Source organism: Actinacidiphila glaucinigra (assembly GCF_035918135.1).
GTDB classification, from domain to species: Bacteria; Actinomycetota; Actinomycetes; order Streptomycetales; family Streptomycetaceae; genus Actinacidiphila; species Actinacidiphila glaucinigra.
On the sequence record NZ_CP109144.1, the window covers coordinates 7,164,538 to 7,183,637 of the forward strand.

17 protein-coding genes and 1 riboswitch are annotated in these 19,100 nt (G+C 73.4%); of the genes, 12 read left to right on the plus strand and 5 right to left on the minus strand.

All coding sequences use genetic code 11. From position 1 onward, the window contains the following. Nucleotides 1-274: 274 nt before the first annotated feature. Nucleotides 275-1,534 carry an FAD-binding protein gene (locus OIE69_RS32295; protein WP_326577794.1) on the plus strand — a complete coding sequence of 420 codons (1,260 nt, stop codon included), beginning with the start codon at nt 275-277 and terminating at the stop codon, nt 1,532-1,534. Nucleotides 1,535-1,642: 108 nt separating this feature from the next. Beyond that, complete coding sequence (locus tag OIE69_RS44800; protein ID WP_373297613.1) at nt 1,643-1,717, plus strand: 50S ribosomal protein bL37; 75 nt, start codon at nt 1,643-1,645, stop codon at nt 1,715-1,717. Nucleotides 1,718-1,777: 60 nt separating this feature from the next. Here OIE69_RS44800 and OIE69_RS32300 read toward each other — a convergent pair whose 3' ends face one another. Beyond that, the gene (locus OIE69_RS32300) at nt 1,778-3,931 is read right to left on the minus strand and encodes an MMPL family transporter (protein ID WP_326577795.1); all 2,154 of its coding nucleotides are present in this window, start codon (nt 3,929-3,931) and stop codon (nt 1,778-1,780) included. A 150-nt stretch (nt 3,932-4,081) separates the two neighbouring features. On the opposite strand from OIE69_RS32300, the gene rpe reads away from it, so the two are divergent. The 8 genes from rpe (at nt 4,082) to OIE69_RS32340 (ending at nt 11,542) form a co-directional block, all read left to right on the plus strand. Further along, nucleotides 4,082-4,747, plus strand: a complete 666-nt coding sequence (gene rpe / locus OIE69_RS32305) for a ribulose-phosphate 3-epimerase (RefSeq protein ID WP_326577796.1) — start codon at nt 4,082-4,084, stop codon at nt 4,745-4,747. Between the two features lie 66 nt (nt 4,748-4,813). Then, entirely contained in the window at nt 4,814-5,857 is a 1,044-nt protein-coding gene (locus OIE69_RS32310; protein WP_326577797.1) for a sugar-binding transcriptional regulator, read from the plus strand. A gap of 64 nt (nt 5,858-5,921) precedes the next feature. Beyond that, nucleotides 5,922-6,314, plus strand: a complete 393-nt coding sequence (locus tag OIE69_RS32315) for a ribonuclease domain-containing protein (protein WP_326577798.1) — start codon at nt 5,922-5,924, stop codon at nt 6,312-6,314. Next, nucleotides 6,311-6,628 carry a barstar family protein gene (locus OIE69_RS32320; protein ID WP_326577799.1) on the plus strand — a complete coding sequence of 106 codons (318 nt, stop codon included), beginning with the start codon at nt 6,311-6,313 and terminating at the stop codon, nt 6,626-6,628. The genes OIE69_RS32315 and OIE69_RS32320 overlap by 4 nt, the downstream gene beginning before the upstream one ends. Before the next feature lie 46 nt (nt 6,629-6,674). Beyond that, nucleotides 6,675-8,123, plus strand: a complete 1,449-nt coding sequence (locus OIE69_RS32325; RefSeq protein WP_326581483.1) for a GuaB1 family IMP dehydrogenase-related protein — start codon at nt 6,675-6,677, stop codon at nt 8,121-8,123. Nucleotides 8,124-8,318: 195 nt separating this feature from the next. Continuing rightward, complete coding sequence (locus OIE69_RS32330; RefSeq protein ID WP_089227804.1) at nt 8,319-8,783, plus strand: Lrp/AsnC family transcriptional regulator; 465 nt, start codon at nt 8,319-8,321, stop codon at nt 8,781-8,783. Between the two features lie 185 nt (nt 8,784-8,968). After that, complete coding sequence (locus OIE69_RS32335) at nt 8,969-9,769, plus strand: carbon-nitrogen hydrolase family protein (RefSeq protein WP_326577800.1); 801 nt, start codon at nt 8,969-8,971, stop codon at nt 9,767-9,769. Nucleotides 9,770-9,835: 66 nt separating this feature from the next. Then, the gene (locus OIE69_RS32340) at nt 9,836-11,542 is read left to right on the plus strand and encodes a flavin monoamine oxidase family protein (RefSeq protein WP_326577801.1); all 1,707 of its coding nucleotides are present in this window, start codon (nt 9,836-9,838) and stop codon (nt 11,540-11,542) included. An 11-nt stretch (nt 11,543-11,553) separates the two neighbouring features. Here OIE69_RS32340 and OIE69_RS32345 read toward each other — a convergent pair whose 3' ends face one another. Together OIE69_RS32345 and OIE69_RS32350 are read right to left on the minus strand one after the other, a co-directional pair. Then, nucleotides 11,554-12,243: a DUF5995 family protein gene (locus OIE69_RS32345; protein WP_326577802.1), complete on the minus strand. Its 690-nt coding sequence runs from the start codon at nt 12,241-12,243 to the stop codon at nt 11,554-11,556. 70 nt (nt 12,244-12,313) lie between these two features. Further along, nucleotides 12,314-13,177 carry an NAD-dependent epimerase/dehydratase family protein gene (locus tag OIE69_RS32350; protein WP_326581484.1) on the minus strand — a complete coding sequence of 288 codons (864 nt, stop codon included), beginning with the start codon at nt 13,175-13,177 and terminating at the stop codon, nt 12,314-12,316. Nucleotides 13,178-13,317: 140 nt separating this feature from the next. On the opposite strand from OIE69_RS32350, the gene OIE69_RS32355 reads away from it, so the two are divergent. After that, complete coding sequence (locus OIE69_RS32355) at nt 13,318-14,178, plus strand: helix-turn-helix transcriptional regulator (RefSeq protein WP_326581485.1); 861 nt, start codon at nt 13,318-13,320, stop codon at nt 14,176-14,178. 1,268 nt (nt 14,179-15,446) lie between these two features. On the opposite strand, the gene OIE69_RS32360 is transcribed toward OIE69_RS32355, so the two are convergent. After that, nucleotides 15,447-15,992 (minus strand): GNAT family N-acetyltransferase, encoded by a 546-nt coding sequence (locus tag OIE69_RS32360; protein ID WP_326577803.1) that lies wholly within the window; start codon nt 15,990-15,992, stop codon nt 15,447-15,449. Between the two features lie 10 nt (nt 15,993-16,002). Then, nucleotides 16,003-17,220, minus strand: coding sequence for an MFS transporter (locus OIE69_RS32365; RefSeq protein ID WP_326577804.1), 1,218 nt, complete (start codon nt 17,218-17,220; stop codon nt 16,003-16,005). A 153-nt stretch (nt 17,221-17,373) separates the two neighbouring features. On the opposite strand from OIE69_RS32365, the gene OIE69_RS32370 reads away from it, so the two are divergent. Then, complete coding sequence (locus OIE69_RS32370) at nt 17,374-18,579, plus strand: ROK family transcriptional regulator (RefSeq protein ID WP_326577805.1); 1,206 nt, start codon at nt 17,374-17,376, stop codon at nt 18,577-18,579. A 269-nt stretch (nt 18,580-18,848) separates the two neighbouring features. Further along, nucleotides 18,849-18,979: riboswitch (FMN riboswitch) on the plus strand. Nucleotides 18,980-19,100 lie beyond the last annotated feature (121 nt).

A 19,100-nucleotide genomic window follows, 5' to 3' on the forward strand; every position in this document is an offset into this window, starting at 1 on the left:
TGTGCGTCGTGTCCAGGGCGGCGTGAACTTCCCTGCTGCACCGACCCGTTGAGCCCAGCTAGGTCTAGACCATGCCAGGGTGACGGGGTCACGTCAATACTTGCAGGAGCGGGTGGGACCCGGCGCGCCCGGCCCCATGGCGCACCCCTGTCCGCCGCCGCCGTCCGCAGCGGCGAGAATCGTCATGGAACGGCAGGCCCGGAACCGCCGGACCGGCAGGCCGCGCACCGCGCGGCGGCCGGCGGCGGGGGCCGGACAGGAAGGAACGACCGCGATGCCCGCGGAGAGCAACTGGGGCGGCAATGTCGCCTTCACCGCACGAAGGCTCCACCACCCCGAGTCCGTCGCCGAGCTGCAGGAGATCGTGGCCCGGTCCCCACGGGTGCGCGCCCTCGGGACCCGGCACTCCTTCAGCACCGTCGCCGACACCGACGGCGAGCACGTCTCGACCTCCCGGCTGCCCGCCGTGATCGAGGTCGACCGCACCGAGCGCACCGCCACGGTCGGTTCGGGGCTGCGCTTCGGCGAGATCGTCCGCGCGATCGACGAGGCGGGTCTGGCGCTGCACAACCTCGGCTCGCTGCCGCACATCTCCGTGGCCGGGGCGTGCGCCACCGGCACCCACGGCTCCGGCACCGGGCGGCGCAGCCTGGCCGGCGCGGTCCGCGCGCTGACCACGGTGACCGCCGACGGCGGGCTCGCCGAGGTCCGGCGGGGCGAGGCCGACTTCGACGGCTCGGTCGTCGCCCTCGGCGCCCTGGGCGTCGTGACCCGGCTGACCCTCGACCTCGTCCCGGCCTTCGCCGTGCGCCAGACCGTCTACGAGGACATGCCGCGGGAGGAGTTCCGGGAGAACTTCCACGCGGTGATGTCGGCCGGGTACAGCGTCTCGGGCTTCACCCGCTGGCGGGAGCGTGCCGTCGACCAGGTGTGGCTCAAGGAGCGGGTCGAGGCCGACGGGACGGAGCCCGCACCGCGGACGTGGTTCGGCGCGACCGCGGCCGACGGGCCGCGGCACCCCATCCCGGGCATGCCCGGTACGCACTGCACGCCGCAGCAGGGGCTCGTCGGCCCCTGGTACGCGCGGCTGCCGCACTTCCGCCTGGAGTTCACCCCGAGCAGCGGCGAGGAGATCCAGTCGGAGTTCTTCGTCGACCGGCGTGACGCCGTGGCCGCGTTCGACGCCCTGTGGCAGGTGCGGGAGCGGTTCTCGTCCGAGGTGCTCATCGGCGAGATCCGCACCGTGGCGGCCGACTCCCTGTGGCTCAGCCCGGCGTACGGACGGGACAGCGTCGCCTTCCACTTCACCTGGGCCCCGGACGCCGAGGCGGTGGCGCGGGCGGTCCGGGTCGTGGAGGAGGCGCTGCGCCCCTTCTCCGCCCGCCCGCACTGGGGCAAGCTCTTCACCACCCCGTCTCCCGGCGCACTGCGCGAGCTCTACCCGCGCTACGACGACTTCCGGGCGCTCGCCGCCCGGCTCGACCCGTCCGGGGTCTTCCGGAACACCTTCATGCGTGAGCACTTCCCGGACTGACCCGGCGTGCGCGCCCGGTGGGCGCCCGGTGTCACCGATGTGCCGCCCGCCGGGGACGGTCATAGACTGACCGCGGTCGAAATGTCCCGTACGAGAGAGTTGGGCATCATGTCCAAGCGAGGCAACAAGCGGCGCGCCCGGAAGAAGAAGGGCGCCAACCACGGCAAGCGACCCAACGCGTGACACACGCCGTCCCGCAGTGACCGCCCGCGCCCGGCGCGGGCGGTCACCGCTGTCCGGGGCTCATGGACCGCTGCGAGGGGCGTCCAGCGCCGCCTGCTCCCCGGCCGGGTCCGCGGTGGCGCGGGGACGGTCCAGCCGGCTCGGCCACCACACGCGGTGCCGCATGTCGAGGGTCAGCGCGGTGACCAGCACCGACCGTACGACCATGGTGTCGAGCAGGACACCGAAGGCCACCGCGAAGCCGATCTCCGCGAAGCCGACGACGGGCAGCGTCGCCAGGGCCGCGAAGGTGCCGGCGAGCACCAGGCCCGCGGAGGTGATCACGCCGCCGGTCGCGGCGAGACCGGTGAGGGTGCCCTCGCGGGTCCCGGACAGCGCGCTCTCCTCGCGGATCCGCGTCATCAGGAAGATGTTGTAGTCGATCCCCAGCGCCACCAGGAACACGAAGACGAACAGCGGGAACGCCGTGTCCTCGCCCTGGAAGCCGAAGACGTGCCGGAAGGCGAGCGCGCTGACGCCGAGCGCGGCGGCGAAGGAGAGCACCACCGTCGCGATGAGCACCAGGGGGGCCGTGAGGGCCCGCAGCAGGATGCCGAGGATCACCAGCACGACGACGAGGATCATCGGGATGAGCAGCTTGTTGTCGCGCGCCGCGGCACGACCCGCGTCGAGTTGCGCCGCCGTGCCGCCGCCGACCTTGGCGTCGGCGCCCGGCAGTGCGTGCAGGGTCTCGCGGGCGCGGTCCACGGTGTCCTTGGCGGCCTGGCTGTCGGCCGGGTCGGTGAGCGTGGCCTCCAGATACGCCAGGCCGTCCTTCTGCGCGGGCGCGCCCTTCGGCACGACCGCGGAGCCGGGCGCGACGCCCTCGACACCGCCGAGCGCCGCCTCGACCTGCCCGGCCGCCCGCGCGTCGGCGATCACCACCAGCGGCTGCCCGGAGCCGGCGGGGAAGTAGCGGGCCTCGACCTGCTGCCCGGTGACGGAGTCCGGCGTGCCGGTGAAGCTCTCGGCGTTGCTCAGCCCCGCCGCCTCCAGGGTGATCAGACCCAGCGAGAGCGCCGCCAGCACGGCCGCGGTGCCCGCCCACACCGCGCGCGGACGACGGTCGATGCGGCGGCCCACCCGGGACCACAGCCCGCTCCGGGTGGGCTCGGCGGAGCCGACGTGCGGGACGCTGGGCCAGAAGACCCAGCGGCCCACGATGACCAGCAGGGCGGGGAAGAGCGTCAGCATGGCGGCCAGGCCGATGGCGATGCCGACGGCGGCGACCGGGCCGAGCCCGGAGGTCGAGTTCATCTCCGCGGCCAGCAGGCACAGCATGCTCACCGCGACCGTGGCGGCGCTGGCGACGATGGCCGGCCCCGCCCGGTGCAGGGCCAGCGCCATGGCCTCGTGGCGGTCCTCGTGTCGGCGCAGCTCCTCGCGGTAGCGGGCGACCAGCAGCAGCGCGTAGTCCGTTCCGGCGCCGAACACCAGGACGGTGAGGATGCCCGCGCTCTGCGCGTTGACGACGAGATCGGCGTGCTCGGCCAGCAGGTAGACAGCCGCCTGCGCGGTGAACAGCGCTCCGACGACCGAGACGACCGGCAGCAGGATGAGGGTGACGCTGCGGTAGGTCAGCAGCAGGATGACGACGACCACGGCGAGGGCGCTGTACAGCAGGGTGCCGTCGATGCCCTCGAACGCCTCGGCGGAGTCGGCCGCGAAGCCCCCCGGTCCGGTGATGTGCACCTCGAGGCCACCGGTGTCGTCGGCGGTGACGGCGCGTATGCCGGCGACCGCGTTCGCGAGGCCCGTCCAGCCGCCCTCGTCCATGCCGATGGGGACGATGAGCTGCGCGGCGCGCGGGCCGGCGGTGCGCTTCTCGTACACCGGGCCGACGGTGCGGTCGCCGAAGACGCCGTGCGCGGTCATCTCCCGTATCCGCGCGGCGTCCTGAGCGACCGTCGCACGGTCGGCCCCGGTGAGCCCGCCGGGCCGCGCGTAGACCACGACCGCCGGGGCGGTGTCGGGAAGGAACCGCTTCTGCAGCTCCACGACCTGGGTCGACTCCGCGCTGCCCGGCAGCCAGGAGGAGGAGTCGTTCCGCTGCGCGTCCGTGAGCCTCTGGGCCAGCGGCGCGACCGCGACCAGCAGGACCAGCCAGAGCGCGACCACGACCCATTTGCCGCGCCGGCCGCAGACCAGGACCGCCCAGCCGCGTGGAGCCTTCACACCCGCCACCTCCGCCTCGTCCAAGGCGTCCCCCGAGGAGTGCTCTCCGATCCGCACAGCATCCCACGCCCGCAAGGGCCGTGCGGGGTGGTTTTCCACAGCCGTACGCCCGGTGCGCGGGGAGGGGGCGGGCACCGCCATACTGGACACATGGCCGTGCAGATCAACCCCAGTATCCTCTCCGCCGACTTCGCGCGCCTCGCCGACGAGGCGCGGGCCGTCGAGGGCGCGGACTGGCTCCACGTCGACGTGATGGACAATCACTTCGTCCCCAACCTGACGCTCGGCGTGCCGGTCGTGGAGTCCCTCCGCAAGGCGACGGAGACCCCGCTCGACTGCCATCTGATGATCGCCGACCCGGACCGCTGGGCCCCGGCCTACGTCGAGGCGGGCGCGGGCTCCGTCACCTTCCACGTGGAGGCTGCCGCCGCGCCGGTGCGGCTGGCCCGGGAGATCCGCGCCAAGGGCGCGCGGGCCTCGATGGCGCTCAGGCCGGCCACGGCCGTCGAGCCCTACGAGGACCTGCTGCCCGAGCTCGACATGCTGCTGATCATGACCGTGGAGCCGGGCTTCGGCGGTCAGGCCTTCCTCGACATCATGCTGCCCAAGATCCGCCGGGCGCGGAAGCTGATCGACAAGCACGGTCTGGACCTGTGGCTGCAGGTCGACGGGGGAGTCTCGGCCTCCACCATCGAACGCTGCGCCGAGGCCGGGGCGGACGTCTTCGTGGCCGGTTCCGCCGTCTACGGAGCCGAGGACCCGGCCGAGGCGGTACGGGGTCTGCGCAAGCAGGCGGCGGCCGCCTGCGCGCACTGACCACTCCGTGGGCACCGTGCCCCGGTACCCCGGAGTACGTGCGAGGATGAGCGCGGAGCCGATCAGATGCGCAACCGGGGAGAGAACGTGACCACAGGCCGCACAGGGGTGCGCATGGGCCCCGGCGAGATGGTCCAGGCGGCGGCGATGGCGCGCCGCTTCTACTTGGAGGGGAAATCCAAGATCCAGATCGCCGAGGAGTTCGGCGTGAGCCGCTTCAAGGTGGCGCGGGTCCTGGAGACCGCCCTCGAACGTGACCTCGTGCGCATCGAGATCAGGGTCCCGGCCGAACTCGACGCCGAACGCTCCGACGCCCTTCGGGCCCGCTACGGGCTGCGGCACGCCGTCGTCGTCGAGTCGCCCGCCGACGAGACCGACGGCCCCGACCCGGAGAACCTGGGCGCGGTCGCCGCGCAGTTGCTCGGCGAACTGGTCAGCGAGGGCGACGTGCTCGGCCTCGCCTGGGGGCGCTCCATCATCACCATGGCCAACGCCCTCGACCGGCTGCCGCCGTGCACGGTCGTCCAGCTCACCGGCGTGTACGACGCCGGCACCGCCGACCGCGGCTCGGTCGAGGCGGTCCGCACCGCCGCGGCCGTCTCCGGCGGCGAGGCACACCCCATGTACGCCCCCATGGTGCTGCCCGACCCGGCGACCGCGGCGGCGCTGCGCGCCCAGAGCGGCATCGCGGCGGCCATGAGCTACTTCGACAAGGTCACCGTGGCCGTGGTGTCGATCGGCTCCTGGGCGGCCGGCATCTCCACCGTCCACGACGCCCTGACCGACGCCGAGCGCGAGCACTACGCCTCCCTCGGCGTCGCCGCGGAGATGTCCTCGCACCTCTTCGACGCCGAGGGCCTGCTGGTCGGCCGCGACCTGGGCGAGCGCTGCATCACCATCGAGGCGGACCGGCTGCGCCGCATCCCCGAGGTGCTCGCCATCGCCGGCGGCCTGCGCAAGGCCGCCGCGGTCGACGCCGTGCTGCGGTCCGGTCTGGTGACCAGCATCGTGACGGACACCGCCGCCGCCGACTACCTGCTGGACTCCACCGCGCCCATGCCGCGCCCCGCCCTCGACCGCGCGGACCCCGAGGCGGCCCGGGGCGCGTAGGGCCCCGGCGCCGTCGCCGCGCGCCGTGCGCGGCCGGTGCCCCTCGCTGTGACAGCATCACCGCATGCCGACCGGGCCCGCCCGCCGCTTCCTCGCGACCGCCGCCGCCCTCCTGGGCGCTCTCGCGCTGCTGCTCACCGGCTGCTCGCTGCCGTCGGCCGGTACATCGGCGGTGGAGACGCCGCCCACCGTGGCCGCCGGCACCCTGCCCGCCGAGGCACGGGAGACGCTCCGCCTGATCGACGCGGGCGGCCCCTTCCCGTACGCGAAGGACGGCACGGTCTTCCACAACTTCGAGGGCATCCTGCCGTCACGCCCGAGCGACTATTACCGCGAGTACACCGTGCCGACCCCCGGGGCGCCGGATCGCGGCGCCCGCCGCATCGTCGCGGGGGCCGGCGGCGAGATCTACTACACCGACGACCACTACAAGACCTTCAGGGCGGTCCGCAGATGACGGCAACGGCGGTGCTGGACCTCCACGGTGTCACCACCAAGAGCGCGTTCATGGAGCGCAGCGCCGAGCAGTTGCGGCTGCCCCAGTGGTTCGGCCGCAACTGGGACGCGCTCTACGACTGCCTCACCGACCTGCCGGACCCCGCACAGGGCGGCCTGCGCCTGGTCGTCCGCGGGTGGCAGGAGTACGCGGCCGCCGAGCCGGGGCAGTGGCAGACCGCCCGCCGGGTCCTCGCGGACGCCGCCGCCTTCCACGATCCCGCCGCGCTCCGCTTCGAGATCGTTTTGGAGGAAGCTACGAGCGACCCTTCGTGAGCACCGGAGTTTCCTCCGTGTTCAATCCGGCTCCGCTCGTGCAAAACTGAAGTACGTGCGTTTCCTCAATGATGCAAAGCCTCCGTACGACCTGACGTACGACGACGTGTTCATGGTCCCCAGCCGCTCGGCGGTGGGATCCCGCCAGGCGGTCGACCTCTCCGCTCCCGACGGCACCGGCACCACCATCCCCCTCGTGGTGGCCAACATGACGGCCATCGCCGGACGCCGTATGGCCGAGACCGTTGCCCGGCGCGGAGGCCTCGTGGTCATCCCGCAGGACATCCCGATCGAAGTGGTCACCGAGGTGATCACCTGGGTGAAGCAACGGCACCACGTGCTCGACACCCCGATCGTGCTCGGCCCCCACGCCACCGTCGCCGACGCGCTGGCGCTGCTGCCCAAGCGGGCGCACGGCGCCGCCGTCGTGGTCGAGGACGGCCGTCCGGTCGGCATCGTCACCGAGCACGACCTCACCGGCGTGGACCGCTTCACACAGGTCTCCGTGGTGATGTCCAAGGACCTCGTGCTGCTGCCCGCGGACATCGACCCGCGCGAGGCCTTCAACCGCCTGGAGGACGCCAACCGCAAGCTCGCCCCCGCCGTGGACGCCGACGGCAGGCTGGCCGGCATCCTCACCCGCAAGGCGGCGCTGCGCGCCACCCTCTACACCCCGGCCACCGACGCCGGCGGGCGGCTGCGCATCGCCGCCGCCGTCGGCATCAACGGCGATGTCGCGGGCAAGGCCAAGCAGCTGCTCGACGCCGGTGTGGACACCCTCGTCGTCGACACCGCCCACGGCCACCAGGAGAACATGATCCAGGCCGTCAGGGCCGTGCGCGCGCTGGACCCGCAGGTGCCGGTCGTGGCCGGCAACGTCGTCTCCGCCGAGGGCGTCCGCGACCTGATCGAGGCCGGCGCCGACATCGTCAAGGTCGGCGTGGGCCCGGGCGCGATGTGCACCACCCGCATGATGACCGGCGTGGGCCGGCCCCAGTTCTCCGCCGTCCTGGAGTGTGCCGCCGAGGCCGCCCGCCACGGCAAGCACGTCTGGGCCGACGGTGGCGTCCGGCACCCGCGCGACGTCGCCATGGCACTCGCCGCCGGCGCGTCCAACGTCATGATCGGCTCCTGGTTCGCGGGCACCTACGAGTCGCCCGGCGACCTGCAGCAGACCGCCGACGGCCGGCCGTACAAGGAGAGCTTCGGCATGGCCTCCGCCCGCGCCGTGGCCAACCGCACCAGCGAGGAGTCCGCGTACGACCGCGCCCGCAAGGGGCTGTTCGAGGAGGGCATCTCCACCTCTCGGATGTTCCTCGACCCGGCCCGCCCGGGCGTCGAGGACCTGATCGACTCGATCATCGCGGGCGTCCGCAGCTCGTGCACCTACGCCGGTGCCGCCAACCTCTCCGAGTTCGCCGAGAAGGCCGTCGTCGGCATCCAGAGCGCGGCCGGCTACGCCGAGGGCAAGCCGCTGCACGCCAGCTGGCAGTAGCGGCCACCCCCGCCGGGCGCCCCGTTCGCGGAAGCGGACGGGGCGCCCGCGCGGCCGGGGCACTCCGGGCGTCCCGCTTTGACGCGATCACCCGGGAGTGCTGCGCCGGGTGGACGGCGATCGGCCTCGTAGGCTGGTGCGCGTACGGCAAGCGCCGTTCCCAGCTCGCCCGCGAAGAGAAGTGACCCACCCCCAGTGCGACTGAACGAACTCGACGAACGCATCGTCCACGCCCTCGCCGAGGACGCCCGCCGCTCCTTCGCCGACATCGGCGCCCTCGTAGGGCTCTCCGCCCCGGCCGTCAAACGCCGGGTCGACCGGCTGCTGGCGGAGGGCGCCATCACGGGCTTCACCGTCCGCGTCGAGCCCTCCGCGCTGGGCTGGGAGACCGAGGCGTTCGTCGAGCTCTACTGCCGGCACAACACCTCGCCCGAGGACATCCGGCGCGGCCTGTCGCGCTACCCGGAGGTCGCGTCCGCGTCGACCGTCACCGGCGAGGCGGACGCCGTCGTCCAGATCTACGCCGCCGACGTGCGCCACTTCGAGCGGGTCCTGGAGCGGATCGCCGGGGAGCCCTTCGTCGAGCGCACCAAGTCCGTCCTGGTCCTGTCGCCGCTGCTGCGGCGCTACTCGGGGGCGCCTGACCAGCCGGAGGGGTGACCGCGGGTACGGCCGGCCGGGGAGGCCGTCCGCGCGCCCCCGCGCAACGAATCGCCGCCGGCGGGCCCCGGCGCGCAACGAATCGGCGGTTGGTGCGCAACGGAGGCGTCTTGTCGCCGCGAGGCCCGGAATCGTACCGTCGAGGCAGACCCGGAACACGGTTCCCACCAGGCGAAAGAGGCTCCATGGCGCCGCTGCGCACCGCGCTGTACCAAGGCCCGAGCGGCGTCCCCTCCTCCGTCGACGACAGCCTGGCCGCGCTCGACGCCGCCGCGCGCCGGGCCTCCGCCGCGGGAGCCCGGCTGCTCGTCACGCCCGAGATGTACCTGACCGGCTACGCCCTCGGTGACGCGGTCCCGGGCCTCGCCGAGGCGGCCGACGGGCCCGCCGCCGCGCGGGTCGCCCGGATCGCCGCCGAACACGGCCTCGGCATCGTCTACGGCTACCCCGAGCGCGACGGCTGCGGCGTCTTCAACTCCGCCCAGCTGATCGGCCCGGACGGCGAGCGTCTCGCCAACTACCGCAAGACCCACCTCTTCGGCGACTTCGAGCGCACCTGGTTCACCCCCGGCGACGAGGCCGTCGTCCAGGCCGAGCTCGACGGTGTCCGGATCGGCCTCCTCATCTGCTACGACGTCGAGTTCCCGGAGACCGTGCGGGCCCACGCCCTCGCCGGCACCCAGGTGCTCGCCGTGCCCACCGCGCTGATGCGGCCCTACGAGTTCGTCCCGCAGACGCTCGTGCCGGCCCGCGCGTACGAGAGCCAGCTGCACGTCGCCTACGCCAACCGCTGCGGCCCCGAGGGCGACTTCGACTTCGCGGGGCAGAGCTGCCTCGCCGGACCCGACGGCGCCGTGCGCGCCCGGGCCGGAGCCACCGAGGAGCTGCTCGTCGCCGACGCCGACCCGGAGCTCCTGCGCGCCGTCCGCGAGGAGACCCCCTACCTCGAGGACCGCCGCCCCGAGCTGTACCGCTCGCTGGGCTGATCCCGACCCCCTCCCCCCCCCCTGCCACCGCCCGCTTCACCGCTTCACAGCCAGGAGAACCACGCCATGACGTCCACGGTGCCCACCGCGGTCCACGACGAGCAGCACCCCGAGGTGCGGTCGGCGCCGCCGATCACCATGTTCGGCCCGGACTTCCCGTTCGCGTACGACGACTTCCTGGCGAGCCCCGCGGGCCTCGGCTCCATACCGGCGATCGAGCACGGCGCCGAGGTCGCGGTCATCGGCGGCGGCCTGTCCGGCATCGTCGCCGCGTACGAGCTGATGAAGATGGGCCTGCGGCCCGTCGTCTACGAGGCCGACCGGATCGGCGGCCGGCTGCGCACCGTCGGCTTCGAGGGCTGCGACGAGAAGCTGACCGCCGAGATGGGCGCGATGCGCTTCCCGCCGTCCTCCACCGCACTGCAGCACTACATCGACCTGGCGGGCCTGGAGACCAGGCCCTTCCCCAACCCGCTCGCCCCCGAGACCCCGTCGACCGTCGTCGACCTCAAGGGCGAGTCCCACTACGCGCGGACCATCGACGACCTGCCGCAGGTCTACCGCGACGTCGCGCACGCCTGGAACTCCTGCCTGGAGGAGGGCGCGGACTTCTCGGACATGAACCGCGCCATGCGGGAGCGCGACGTCCCGCGCATCCGCGAGATCTGGTCGAAGCTCGTCGAGAAGCTCGACAACCAGACCTTCTACGGCTTCCTCTGCGACTCCGAGGCGTTCACGTCCTTCCGGCACCGCGAGATCTTCGGCCAGGTCGGCTTCGGCACCGGCGGCTGGGACACCGACTTCCCCAACTCCATCCTGGAGATCCTGCGCGTCGTCTACACCGAGGCCGACGACCACCACCGCGGCATCGTCGGCGGCAGCCAGCAACTGCCGCTGCGGCTGTGGGAGCGCGAGCCGCACAAGATCGTCCACTGGCCGCACGGCACCTCGCTGAGGTCCCTGCACGACGGCGACCCCCGCCCGGCCGTGACCCGGCTGCACCGCACCGCCGGCAACCGGATCACCGTCACCGACGCCGCCGGCGACATCCGCACCTACCGCGCCGCGATCTTCACCGCGCAGAGTTGGATGCTCCTCAGCAAGATTGACTGCGATGACTCGCTCTTCCCGATCGACCACTGGACGGCGATCGAGCGCACCCACTACATGGAGTCCAGCAAGCTCTTCGTCCCCGTCGACCGGCCGTTCTGGCTGGACAAGGACGAGGAGACGGGCCGGGACGTGATGAGCATGACGCTCACCGACCGCATGACCCGCGGCACTTACCTGCTGGACAACGGGCCCGACGAGCCGGCCGTGATCTGCCTGTCGTACACGTGGTGCGACGACAGCCTCAAGTGGCTGCCGCTGAGCGCGGCCGAGCGCATGGAGGTCATGCTCAAGTCGCTCGGCGAGATCTACCCGAAGGTCGACATCCGGCGGCACGTCATCGGCAACCCGGTGACCGTGTCCTGGGAGAACGAGCCCTACTTCATGGGCGCGTTCAAGGCGAACCTGCCGGGCCACTACCGCTACCAGCGGCGCCTGTTCACCCACTTCATGCAGGACACCCTGCCCGAGGACAAGCGCGGCATCTACCTGGCCGGCGACGACATCTCCTGGACGGCGGGCTGGGCCGAGGGCGCCGTGCAGACCGCGCTCAACGCCGTGTGGGGCGTCATGCACCAGTTCGGCGGCACCACGGACCCGACCAACCCGGGCCCGGGCGACCGCTACGACGAGATCGCGCCGGTCATGCTCGACGAGGACTGACGCGCCGGACCTCAGCGGCCCAGCGGGGTCAGCAGGAAGCGGCCGACCAGCCCGACGCCCGCGTCGAGCTTCTCGGTGAACTCCTCGTACACCTCCGGCAGTCCGCGCAGGGACCACAGCACGCGGGACGCGGCCCACGCCGCGTCCCGCGCGCGTTCCAGGCTCCACGAACCGGCGAGATGGGTCAGCGGATCGGCGAGGTCCAGCAGGTCGGGGCCGGGCATCAGCTCCTCCCTGACGCGTTCCTCCACGGACGTCAGCAGTTCCCCCACGCGGTCGAAGTCCCGCTCCAGGGAAGGTGGTTCGCAACCCAGCGCCGCGCAGGTGTCCACCACCGCGAGCGCCAGGTCGTGACCCACGTGCGCATTGATCCCGGCCAGTGCGAACTGCACGGGGCGGATGCCGCGATGGCCGCGCAACTGCAGCAGAGGCCGCCAGCAGGCAGGGACGGTACGGCGGTCGGCCGCCGCGTCGACCGCCCGCAGGTAGCGGGCGGCGAAGCGGGCCGCCAGTACCGCGGCGGCGGCTGGATCACCGAAGCCGCCCGCCGCCAGGCGGCCGTCCAGCTCCTCCGTCACGGACAGGTAGACACGGTTGAAGACCGCCACCCCGTCCCCCGCCGGGAGCGCCGTGCCGAGCGCGCGCATGCGCGCCACCACCTGGCCCACCCCCACCGGGGCCGGCCGCCGTGCCGTCGTCATGCGCACAGCGTCCCAGCAGGTTGGGCGGGGTGCGCGGCACGGCGGCCGTGCCGTCCCCGGATCGGGTGAGTCACAGCGCGCCCCCGTCGCGGGCCGTCCACACCGACGGATACTGCGGGCGGAACCCCAGCTCCTCCCTGATGCGCAGGTTCGACACCACGCCGTCCCACGGATCGGCCGACGCACGCTCCGCCATACCGCCCGGGACCTCGGCCCCGTTCACCCAGTGCAGCTCCACGGCCGACACCGGCGCGTCGTCGGCGATGTTGTACGCCCGGCCCCCGATGCCGGGCGCCCGCAGCAACCGCAGCAGACCCTGCGCCACGTCCGCGTGGTGCACCAACTGCAGCCGCTGGTGCGCCGCCCAGCCGCCCGCCCAGCGCAGGGACTGCGCGAGATGCGGATCGCCGTCGCCGTACACGAAGGCGAGCCGGCCGATGCGGAGGTCCAGCCCCAACTCGCGGTGGAGCTCCAGCAACCGCCGCTCGGCCTCCGCCTTCGACGCGGGGTACGGGCCCCACATCGGGCCGCCCGGCACGCTCGCGTCGTCCTCCACCAGGGGGCGGCCCCGTCCCACGCCGTACACCAGGTTCGTGCTCGCCTGCACGAAACGCGCCGCCCCGGCCGCCGCGGCGGCCCGCGCCAGGGCGAGCGTCGCGTCACGGTTCACCGACCAGGTGCCCTCCTCCGAGGTGTCCCGGAACGCCGCCGCCAGGTGCACGACCGCGTCCGCACCCGCCAGGGCCCTGCGCACGTCCTGCTCGTCCCTCAGGTCCCCGGTCGCGATCCGCGCCCCCAGCCGGGCGAGTTCCCCACCCCGCTCGGCGTCCCGCACGAGCACCCGCACCTCCTCGCCCGGGCGGCGCCACTGCAGCAGCCTCGGCACGAAGCGGCTGCCGACCCGCCCGGTCGCCCCCGTCACCAGCGTCCGCATCCTCGGTCCCCTCTCGACGTCCTTCACCGTCACGCGACCAGGCTGCGGCGGGCCCCTGCACCGCGGGAGAGACCTCCGCATCCGGGGATCGACACTCCCTGGATAAGGCCCGGGCGCGGCGGGATGCTTGAAACGTGGACATCGACCGCGCGCAGCTCGCCGACTTCCTGCGCCGCAGCCGCGCCCGCCTCGCCCCCTGCGACGTGGGCCTGGCCGCGGGCACCCGTCGGCGCACCCCCGGGCTGCGCCGCGAGGAGGTAGCCCAGCTCGCCGGGATGTCCGCGGATTACTACACCCGGCTCGAGCAGTCCCGCGGCCCCCGGCCCTCCCGGCAGATCCTCGGATCGCTCGCACGGGCGCTGCGCCTGTCCGAGGACGAACGGGACCACCTCTTCCACCTGGCCGGGGAGGAATCGCCCCGCGATGCCCGCGACACCGGCGGTGCGGGCGGCGCGGGGCACGTACGGCCCGGACTGCTGCTGGTGCTCGACCGGCTCGACGACACCCCGGCGCAGGTCGTCAGCGACACGGGCGACGTCCTCGCCCAGAACGCGATGGCCGCCGCGCTCGTCGGCGACGCGGCCTCCCGGCCGCCGGGGGACCGCAACATCGTCCGCCGCTTCTTCCTGGACCCCGCGACGCGCGAGCTGTTCCCTCCGGGGGACCGGGCGGAGCACGCCCGGCGGCACGTGGCCCATCTGCGCGCGGTGCTGGCCGCCCGGCCCGAGGACGCGCGCGCGGCGGCGCTGGTGGGGGAGCTGCGCTGCAGGAGCGTGGAGTTCGCGGGCCTGTGGGAGGAGCACGAGGTCGGCGTGCGCCGGGCGGATGTGAAGCGGTTCCAGCATCCGGTGGTGGGGCTGATGGAGCTGGAGTGCGAGGTGTTGCTCAGTGCGGAGCATGGGCAGCGGTTGATCGTGTACACGGCGCGGCCGGGGAGCGAGTCGTACGAGCGGTTGCGGTTGCTTCGTGTTGTGGGCCTGCAGGATCTTGCGGTGCGGTGAGTCGTTGTGTGCGGGTGCGTTGCGCCTGCGGGCGGCTGCGCCGGGCTGCCCGGTTGTTGTGTGCGGGTTGCTTGCGCCTGCGGGCCGGGTGCCCTGGGCTGCCCGGTTCTCGCGTGCGGGTCGTTTGCGCCTGCGGCGGGCATCCCCCGCCCTCCCGCCCGATTGCCCGGCGCGGTCAGTGACCGCCTCGCGGCGTTCGTGGTGGGCCGGGTGCGGGGCCTCCGGGGCTGCACGTCCTGGACTGGGTTATTTACGTGCATGGCGGGCGGTCCATGTCCGAGCCCCGGATGCTGCACACAAATATCCCGCAGCGTCCAGAACATCCACCCCTACGACCCCACCCCCTCCGAATCGTGGAGCGACTGACGGCCGGAGGGGGGTTAGGCGGTCCGGGGTTGCCGCACACGTCTTACCGAACCCCCACGGCCATGGGGGTGGTGGCTGAGGCCCGCGCCGGCTCCGGCGCGATCGGACCGGAAGGGAGTGCTCGGGCTGATGCCCGGCGGTATGGCGCCCTGCTGAGGGGCCCGTTGTCGTGTGCGTGTTCCTGCCTTTTCGGCCTTCGGTCAGGGGCAGGCTGGTTCGGTGCGGTCGGTGTGGTTCCGAGACTGAACATGGTGTGGTTCGGCCGCCTGCCGGAGGTCGGGGTCGTCCCCACTTCGGCGCTCGTCGTGATCTGCCGCCTGGCGGCCTTCGGCGTCGCCGTGACGTAGGCGAAGCCCTGGAGCGCCGGTGGGTGAGGTGCGCCAGTCGTCCCGTGGAGGTGCCCCGGGCACCGGTGCGCGCACCCCTGCTTGGGCTCCCGCCGGGGGACCTCCTGCTGGCGGCAGCACCCGGCGGTGTGGGGAGGGGCGCCCCCCGTCACACCCCCTCCGGCCGTTGGTCGCCCGGCGATACGGAGGGGGCGGGGGAGTTGGGGGCACCCCCGGCCGAAGGTTGGGGGAGGGTGGGCGTTCTGGACGCTGACGTGTATTTGTTGTGCGGCACAGACGGCAAGGACCTGGACCGCCCGCCATGCACATAAATATGCGGTACAGAATGCCCAGCCCCGGAGGCCCCGACCCCGGCCCACCACGAACCGCGCGAGGCCCGCACCAATCGCGCCGGATGGGGGTCCCCCCGGCCGAAGGCTGGGGGAGGGCGGGAGGGCGGGGAAACCGCCCGCCGCAGGCGCAAACAACCCGCACGCACGCACCGGGCAGCCCGGCGCAGCCGCCCGCAGGCGCAAACAACCCGCACACAACAACCGGGCCCCCACAGAACGCGGCCTACAAGGCCCACCCCTCGCGCGTGACCGCGTATTCGACCTCCCCGTGCTCCGCCCCCGGCAACGCCTCGTCCCACTCCTCGTGGAAGACCCGGACGAACGACAGCCCCGCCTTCTCCATCACCCGCCGCGACCGGGTGTTGACGAACATCGTCTCCGCGTAGACACGCCGCGCGCCGAGGTCGGTGAAGGCCTTCCGGACCAGGGCGCGGGAGCCCTCCGTGGCGTAGCCGCGGCCCCAGGCGGCGCGTCGCAGGCGGTACCCGAGTTCGAGGTCGTCGGCGGGGCCGCCGACGCGGGGGGTGAGGGCGAACCAGCCGACGAAGTGTCCGGTGGAGCGTTCCTCCGCGGCCCAGACCTGGGAGCGCGCGAAGCGCGGCAGCACCTCGTGCCGGATGACGTCAGAGGGCGTGGGGCGGCCGTTGCCGAGGTAGCGCATGACCTCGGGGTCGCTGTCGAGCGCGACGAGCAGTTCGGCGTCCGCGTCGGTGTCGGTGAAGTGCCGCAGCCGCAGCCGGCCGGTCTCCAGGAAGATCCGCGAGTGCATGGGCGGCACGCTAGGCCTGCGTGGTCGTCGCCGCCACGGGTTTGCGGTCGTGCTCCACGGAGACCGTGCCCGCGCTGCGGAGCACCCCCGCGCCCACGGCGAGCCCGGCGGCCAGCACGGTGACGAGGCCGAAGGAGATCTGCAGGGAGCTTGCCTGCGCGATGGACCCGATGGCGGCGGGCGCCACCAGCCCGGAGGTGTAGGTGACCGTGGCGACGCCCGCGATGGCCTGGCTCGGGTTGGGCCCGCTGCGTCCGGCCGCCGCGAAGCACAGCGGGACGACGACGGCGATGCCCACGCCGATGAGGGCGAAGCCCGCGATGGCGGTGATCTGGTTGGCCGCCGTGGCGATGAGGACACCGCCCACTGTGGCGAGCAGGCCGCCGGCGCGTACGGTGCGGACGGGGCCGAAGCGGCGGACGACGAGGTCGCCGAGGAGGCGCGACACGGCCATGGTGCAGGCGAAAGCGGTGTAGGAGGCGGCGGCGACACCGGGGGAGGCGCCGGCGACGTCGCGGAGGTAGACCGCGCTCCAGTCCATGCTGGCACCCTCGGCGAAGACGGCGCAGAAGCCGATGGCGCCGATGACCAGGGCCGCGCGCGGCGGCAGGGCGAAGCGCGCGGGGGCCTCCTCCGACGCGGAGGGCCGCAGGTCGAGGACGCCGCCGCAGGCCACCAGGCCCAGTACGACGAGCAGGACGGCACCGGCGGTGAGGTGGAGGCGCGCGTCGAGTTCGGCATGGGCGGCGAGGACGCCGAAGAGGGAGCCGAGCAGCGTGCCGGCGCTCCACATGCCGTGCAGCCCGGACATGATCGAGCGGCCGAGGCGTTCCTCCACCTCCACGCCTTGGGCGTTCATGACGACGTCGGCCATGCCTGCTGACGCCCCGTAGACGAACATGGCCCCGCACAGCCAGCCCAGCCCGGGTGCGAGGGCGGGCAGCGCGAGCGAGGCGCACCACAGGCCCAGCAGGAGGCGCAGCGCGTTGCGCATGCCCATGCGGTGGGCGATGCGGGCGGCGAGCGGCATGGCGACGGAGGCTCCGAGGGCCGCGAAGACCAGGGCGAAACCGAGCTGTCCGGCGCTGAGCCCGGCGTGCTCCTGGATCCAGGGCACCCGGGTGGCGAAGCTGCCGGTCACCGCGCCGTGCACGGCGAACACGGCGGCGACGGCGAGATGGGCGCGTCGCACTCGTGGTTCGGTCTTCCCCGTCGGGGTCGTCGGCATCGTCGGCATGTTCCCTCCCAGTCTGGTCCCGCCCCGGCTCTGGGCATAAATTATCAGGCAGGCTTCCTGAAAGATAGACTGCCTCCGGCCACGGGCCACGGCCGGTGTCGCCCGCCCTCGCTCCCGCGCGACGGCTTCTGGAAGGATCCGTCCATGACCGCCATCCGATCCCATGCCGGGCGCACCGCGTCACCCCGTACGGCCCGGGCGATCAACGACCGGCTGGCGCTCGAACTGCTGCAGCGTGAGGGCCCGTTGACGGCGGCCCAGCTCAAGTCCCTGACGGGGCTGTCCCGTCCGAGCGTCGCAGACCTTGTCGAGCGGCTGCAGGAGTCCGGGCTGATCGCGGTGGTGGGCGAGACGGGAGCCGACCGGCGCGGCCCCAACGCGCGGGTGTACGGGATCGTCGCCGACCGGGCGCACCTGGCCGCCTTCGACGTCCGCACCCACAGCGTGGCCATCGAGGTGGCCGACCTGCTGGGGAACGCCGTCGGCAGCACCGTCCTGCCGGTCGACCCGTTCGGCGATCCGCAGCGTACGGTGCGGCGCTCGGTGGCCCTGCTGGAGCGGACGGCACGCACCGCCGGAGCCGGCGCGCTGCACACGATCGCGGTGGGCGCGCCCGGCCTGGTCGACCCGGCCACCGGCGAACTGAGGGCCACGGGGCAGCTGCCGGCCTGGCACTCGGCGCTCGTCGCCGAGTTGCGCAGGCGGCTCTCCCTACCGGTGCTGCTGGAGAACGAGGTCAACCTCGCGGCCGTCGCCGAGCGCCGCCTGGGTTCGGTGCGCGACCGCGAGGACTTCGTCCTGCTGTGGCTGGGCCACGGGGTGGGCGCCGCGGTGGTGCTGGGCGGGGTCCTGCGGCGCGGGGCCTCGGGCGGCACGGGGGAGATCGGCTTCCTGCCCGTGCCGGGGACCTTCCAACTGCCTAAGGCGAGCGGGTGCGAGGGCGGTTTCCACTCGCTTGCGGGCAGCGCGGCGGTGTGCGCGCTGGCGCGCTCGCACGGGATGCCGGTGTCCGGCGAGGACGACGCCGCCGCGGCGGAGGGGGTGGTGACCGCCGCCCGAGCGGGCGGCAAGCAGGGTGAACTCTTCCTCGACGCGCTGGCGGACCGGGTGGTGATAGGGGTCGCGGCCGTCACCGCCGTGCTCGACCCCGGCTGCGTGGTGCTGGGCGGCGAGGTGGGCCGGGCGGGCGGCACGGACCTGGCCGCCAGGGTCGAGGAGCGGCTCGGGCGGATGTCCCCGCTGCCCACCGAGGTCCGGGCGGGCACCGTCGCGGGCAGCGCGGTGCTGCGCGGCGCGGTGCTCTTGGCGATGGACGCCGCGCAGGACGCCTTGTTCAGCCCCGAGATGTGACCTGTGGCGTGTCCCGGCAACCGCCCTTTGCCCGCCGGACGTTCACGGGCGCCGACACGCGGTCCGAACCGCCCGGGTGGCGCCGCCTCGCGCACGGAGTCCGCGTCGGCGTCAACGGCGGTCGGCGCAGGCGGTGTTGGCCGAAATCCAGTGCGACGTGCCGCGGGGTCCGCAGGGGCTGAGCGATCCCGTGTGAGGCAATCCACACCAATCCCTTGCGTCCGCAAGGAACCTTCATGGCAGACTGGTGGGGCAGTACCAGTGACGTTCAGCGCACTCCGGGGTCGGTGAAAATCCGAACCGGCGGTTACAGTCCGCGACCCGTCCGCATCCAGCGGCCGGTTGACCAGGTGAAATTCCTGGACCGACGGTTAAAGTCCGGATGGGAGGCAGTGCGCGGCGGACGGGCATCGGTACACCGCCGTCGGCGGCAGCGTGGGTGCGTGTCCCCCGGAAACGGGTGACGCGGACGGGCGCAGCCCCACACCGGCCGCGGTGGTCCCGAGGCTCACGTCCGCTCT

Coding starts and splice junctions, on each gene's coding strand:
- OIE69_RS32295 (WP_326577794.1), top strand. CDS start 275: ATGCCCGCGGAGAGCAACTGGGGCGGCAATGTCGCCTTCACCGCACGA.
- rpe (WP_326577796.1), top strand. CDS start 4,082: ATGGCCGTGCAGATCAACCCCAGTATCCTCTCCGCCGACTTCGCGCGC.
- OIE69_RS32310 (WP_326577797.1), top strand. CDS start 4,814: ATGCGCAACCGGGGAGAGAACGTGACCACAGGCCGCACAGGGGTGCGC.
- OIE69_RS32315 (WP_326577798.1), top strand. CDS start 5,922: ATGCCGACCGGGCCCGCCCGCCGCTTCCTCGCGACCGCCGCCGCCCTC.
- OIE69_RS32320 (WP_326577799.1), top strand. CDS start 6,311: ATGACGGCAACGGCGGTGCTGGACCTCCACGGTGTCACCACCAAGAGC.
- OIE69_RS32335 (WP_326577800.1), top strand. CDS start 8,969: ATGGCGCCGCTGCGCACCGCGCTGTACCAAGGCCCGAGCGGCGTCCCC.
- OIE69_RS32340 (WP_326577801.1), top strand. CDS start 9,836: ATGACGTCCACGGTGCCCACCGCGGTCCACGACGAGCAGCACCCCGAG.
- OIE69_RS32345 (WP_326577802.1), bottom strand. CDS start 12,243: ATGACGACGGCACGGCGGCCGGCCCCGGTGGGGGTGGGCCAGGTGGTG.
- OIE69_RS32350 (WP_326581484.1), bottom strand. CDS start 13,177: ATGCGGACGCTGGTGACGGGGGCGACCGGGCGGGTCGGCAGCCGCTTC.
- OIE69_RS32360 (WP_326577803.1), bottom strand. CDS start 15,992: ATGCACTCGCGGATCTTCCTGGAGACCGGCCGGCTGCGGCTGCGGCAC.
- OIE69_RS32365 (WP_326577804.1), bottom strand. CDS start 17,220: ATGCCGACGACCCCGACGGGGAAGACCGAACCACGAGTGCGACGCGCC.
- OIE69_RS32370 (WP_326577805.1), top strand. CDS start 17,374: ATGACCGCCATCCGATCCCATGCCGGGCGCACCGCGTCACCCCGTACG.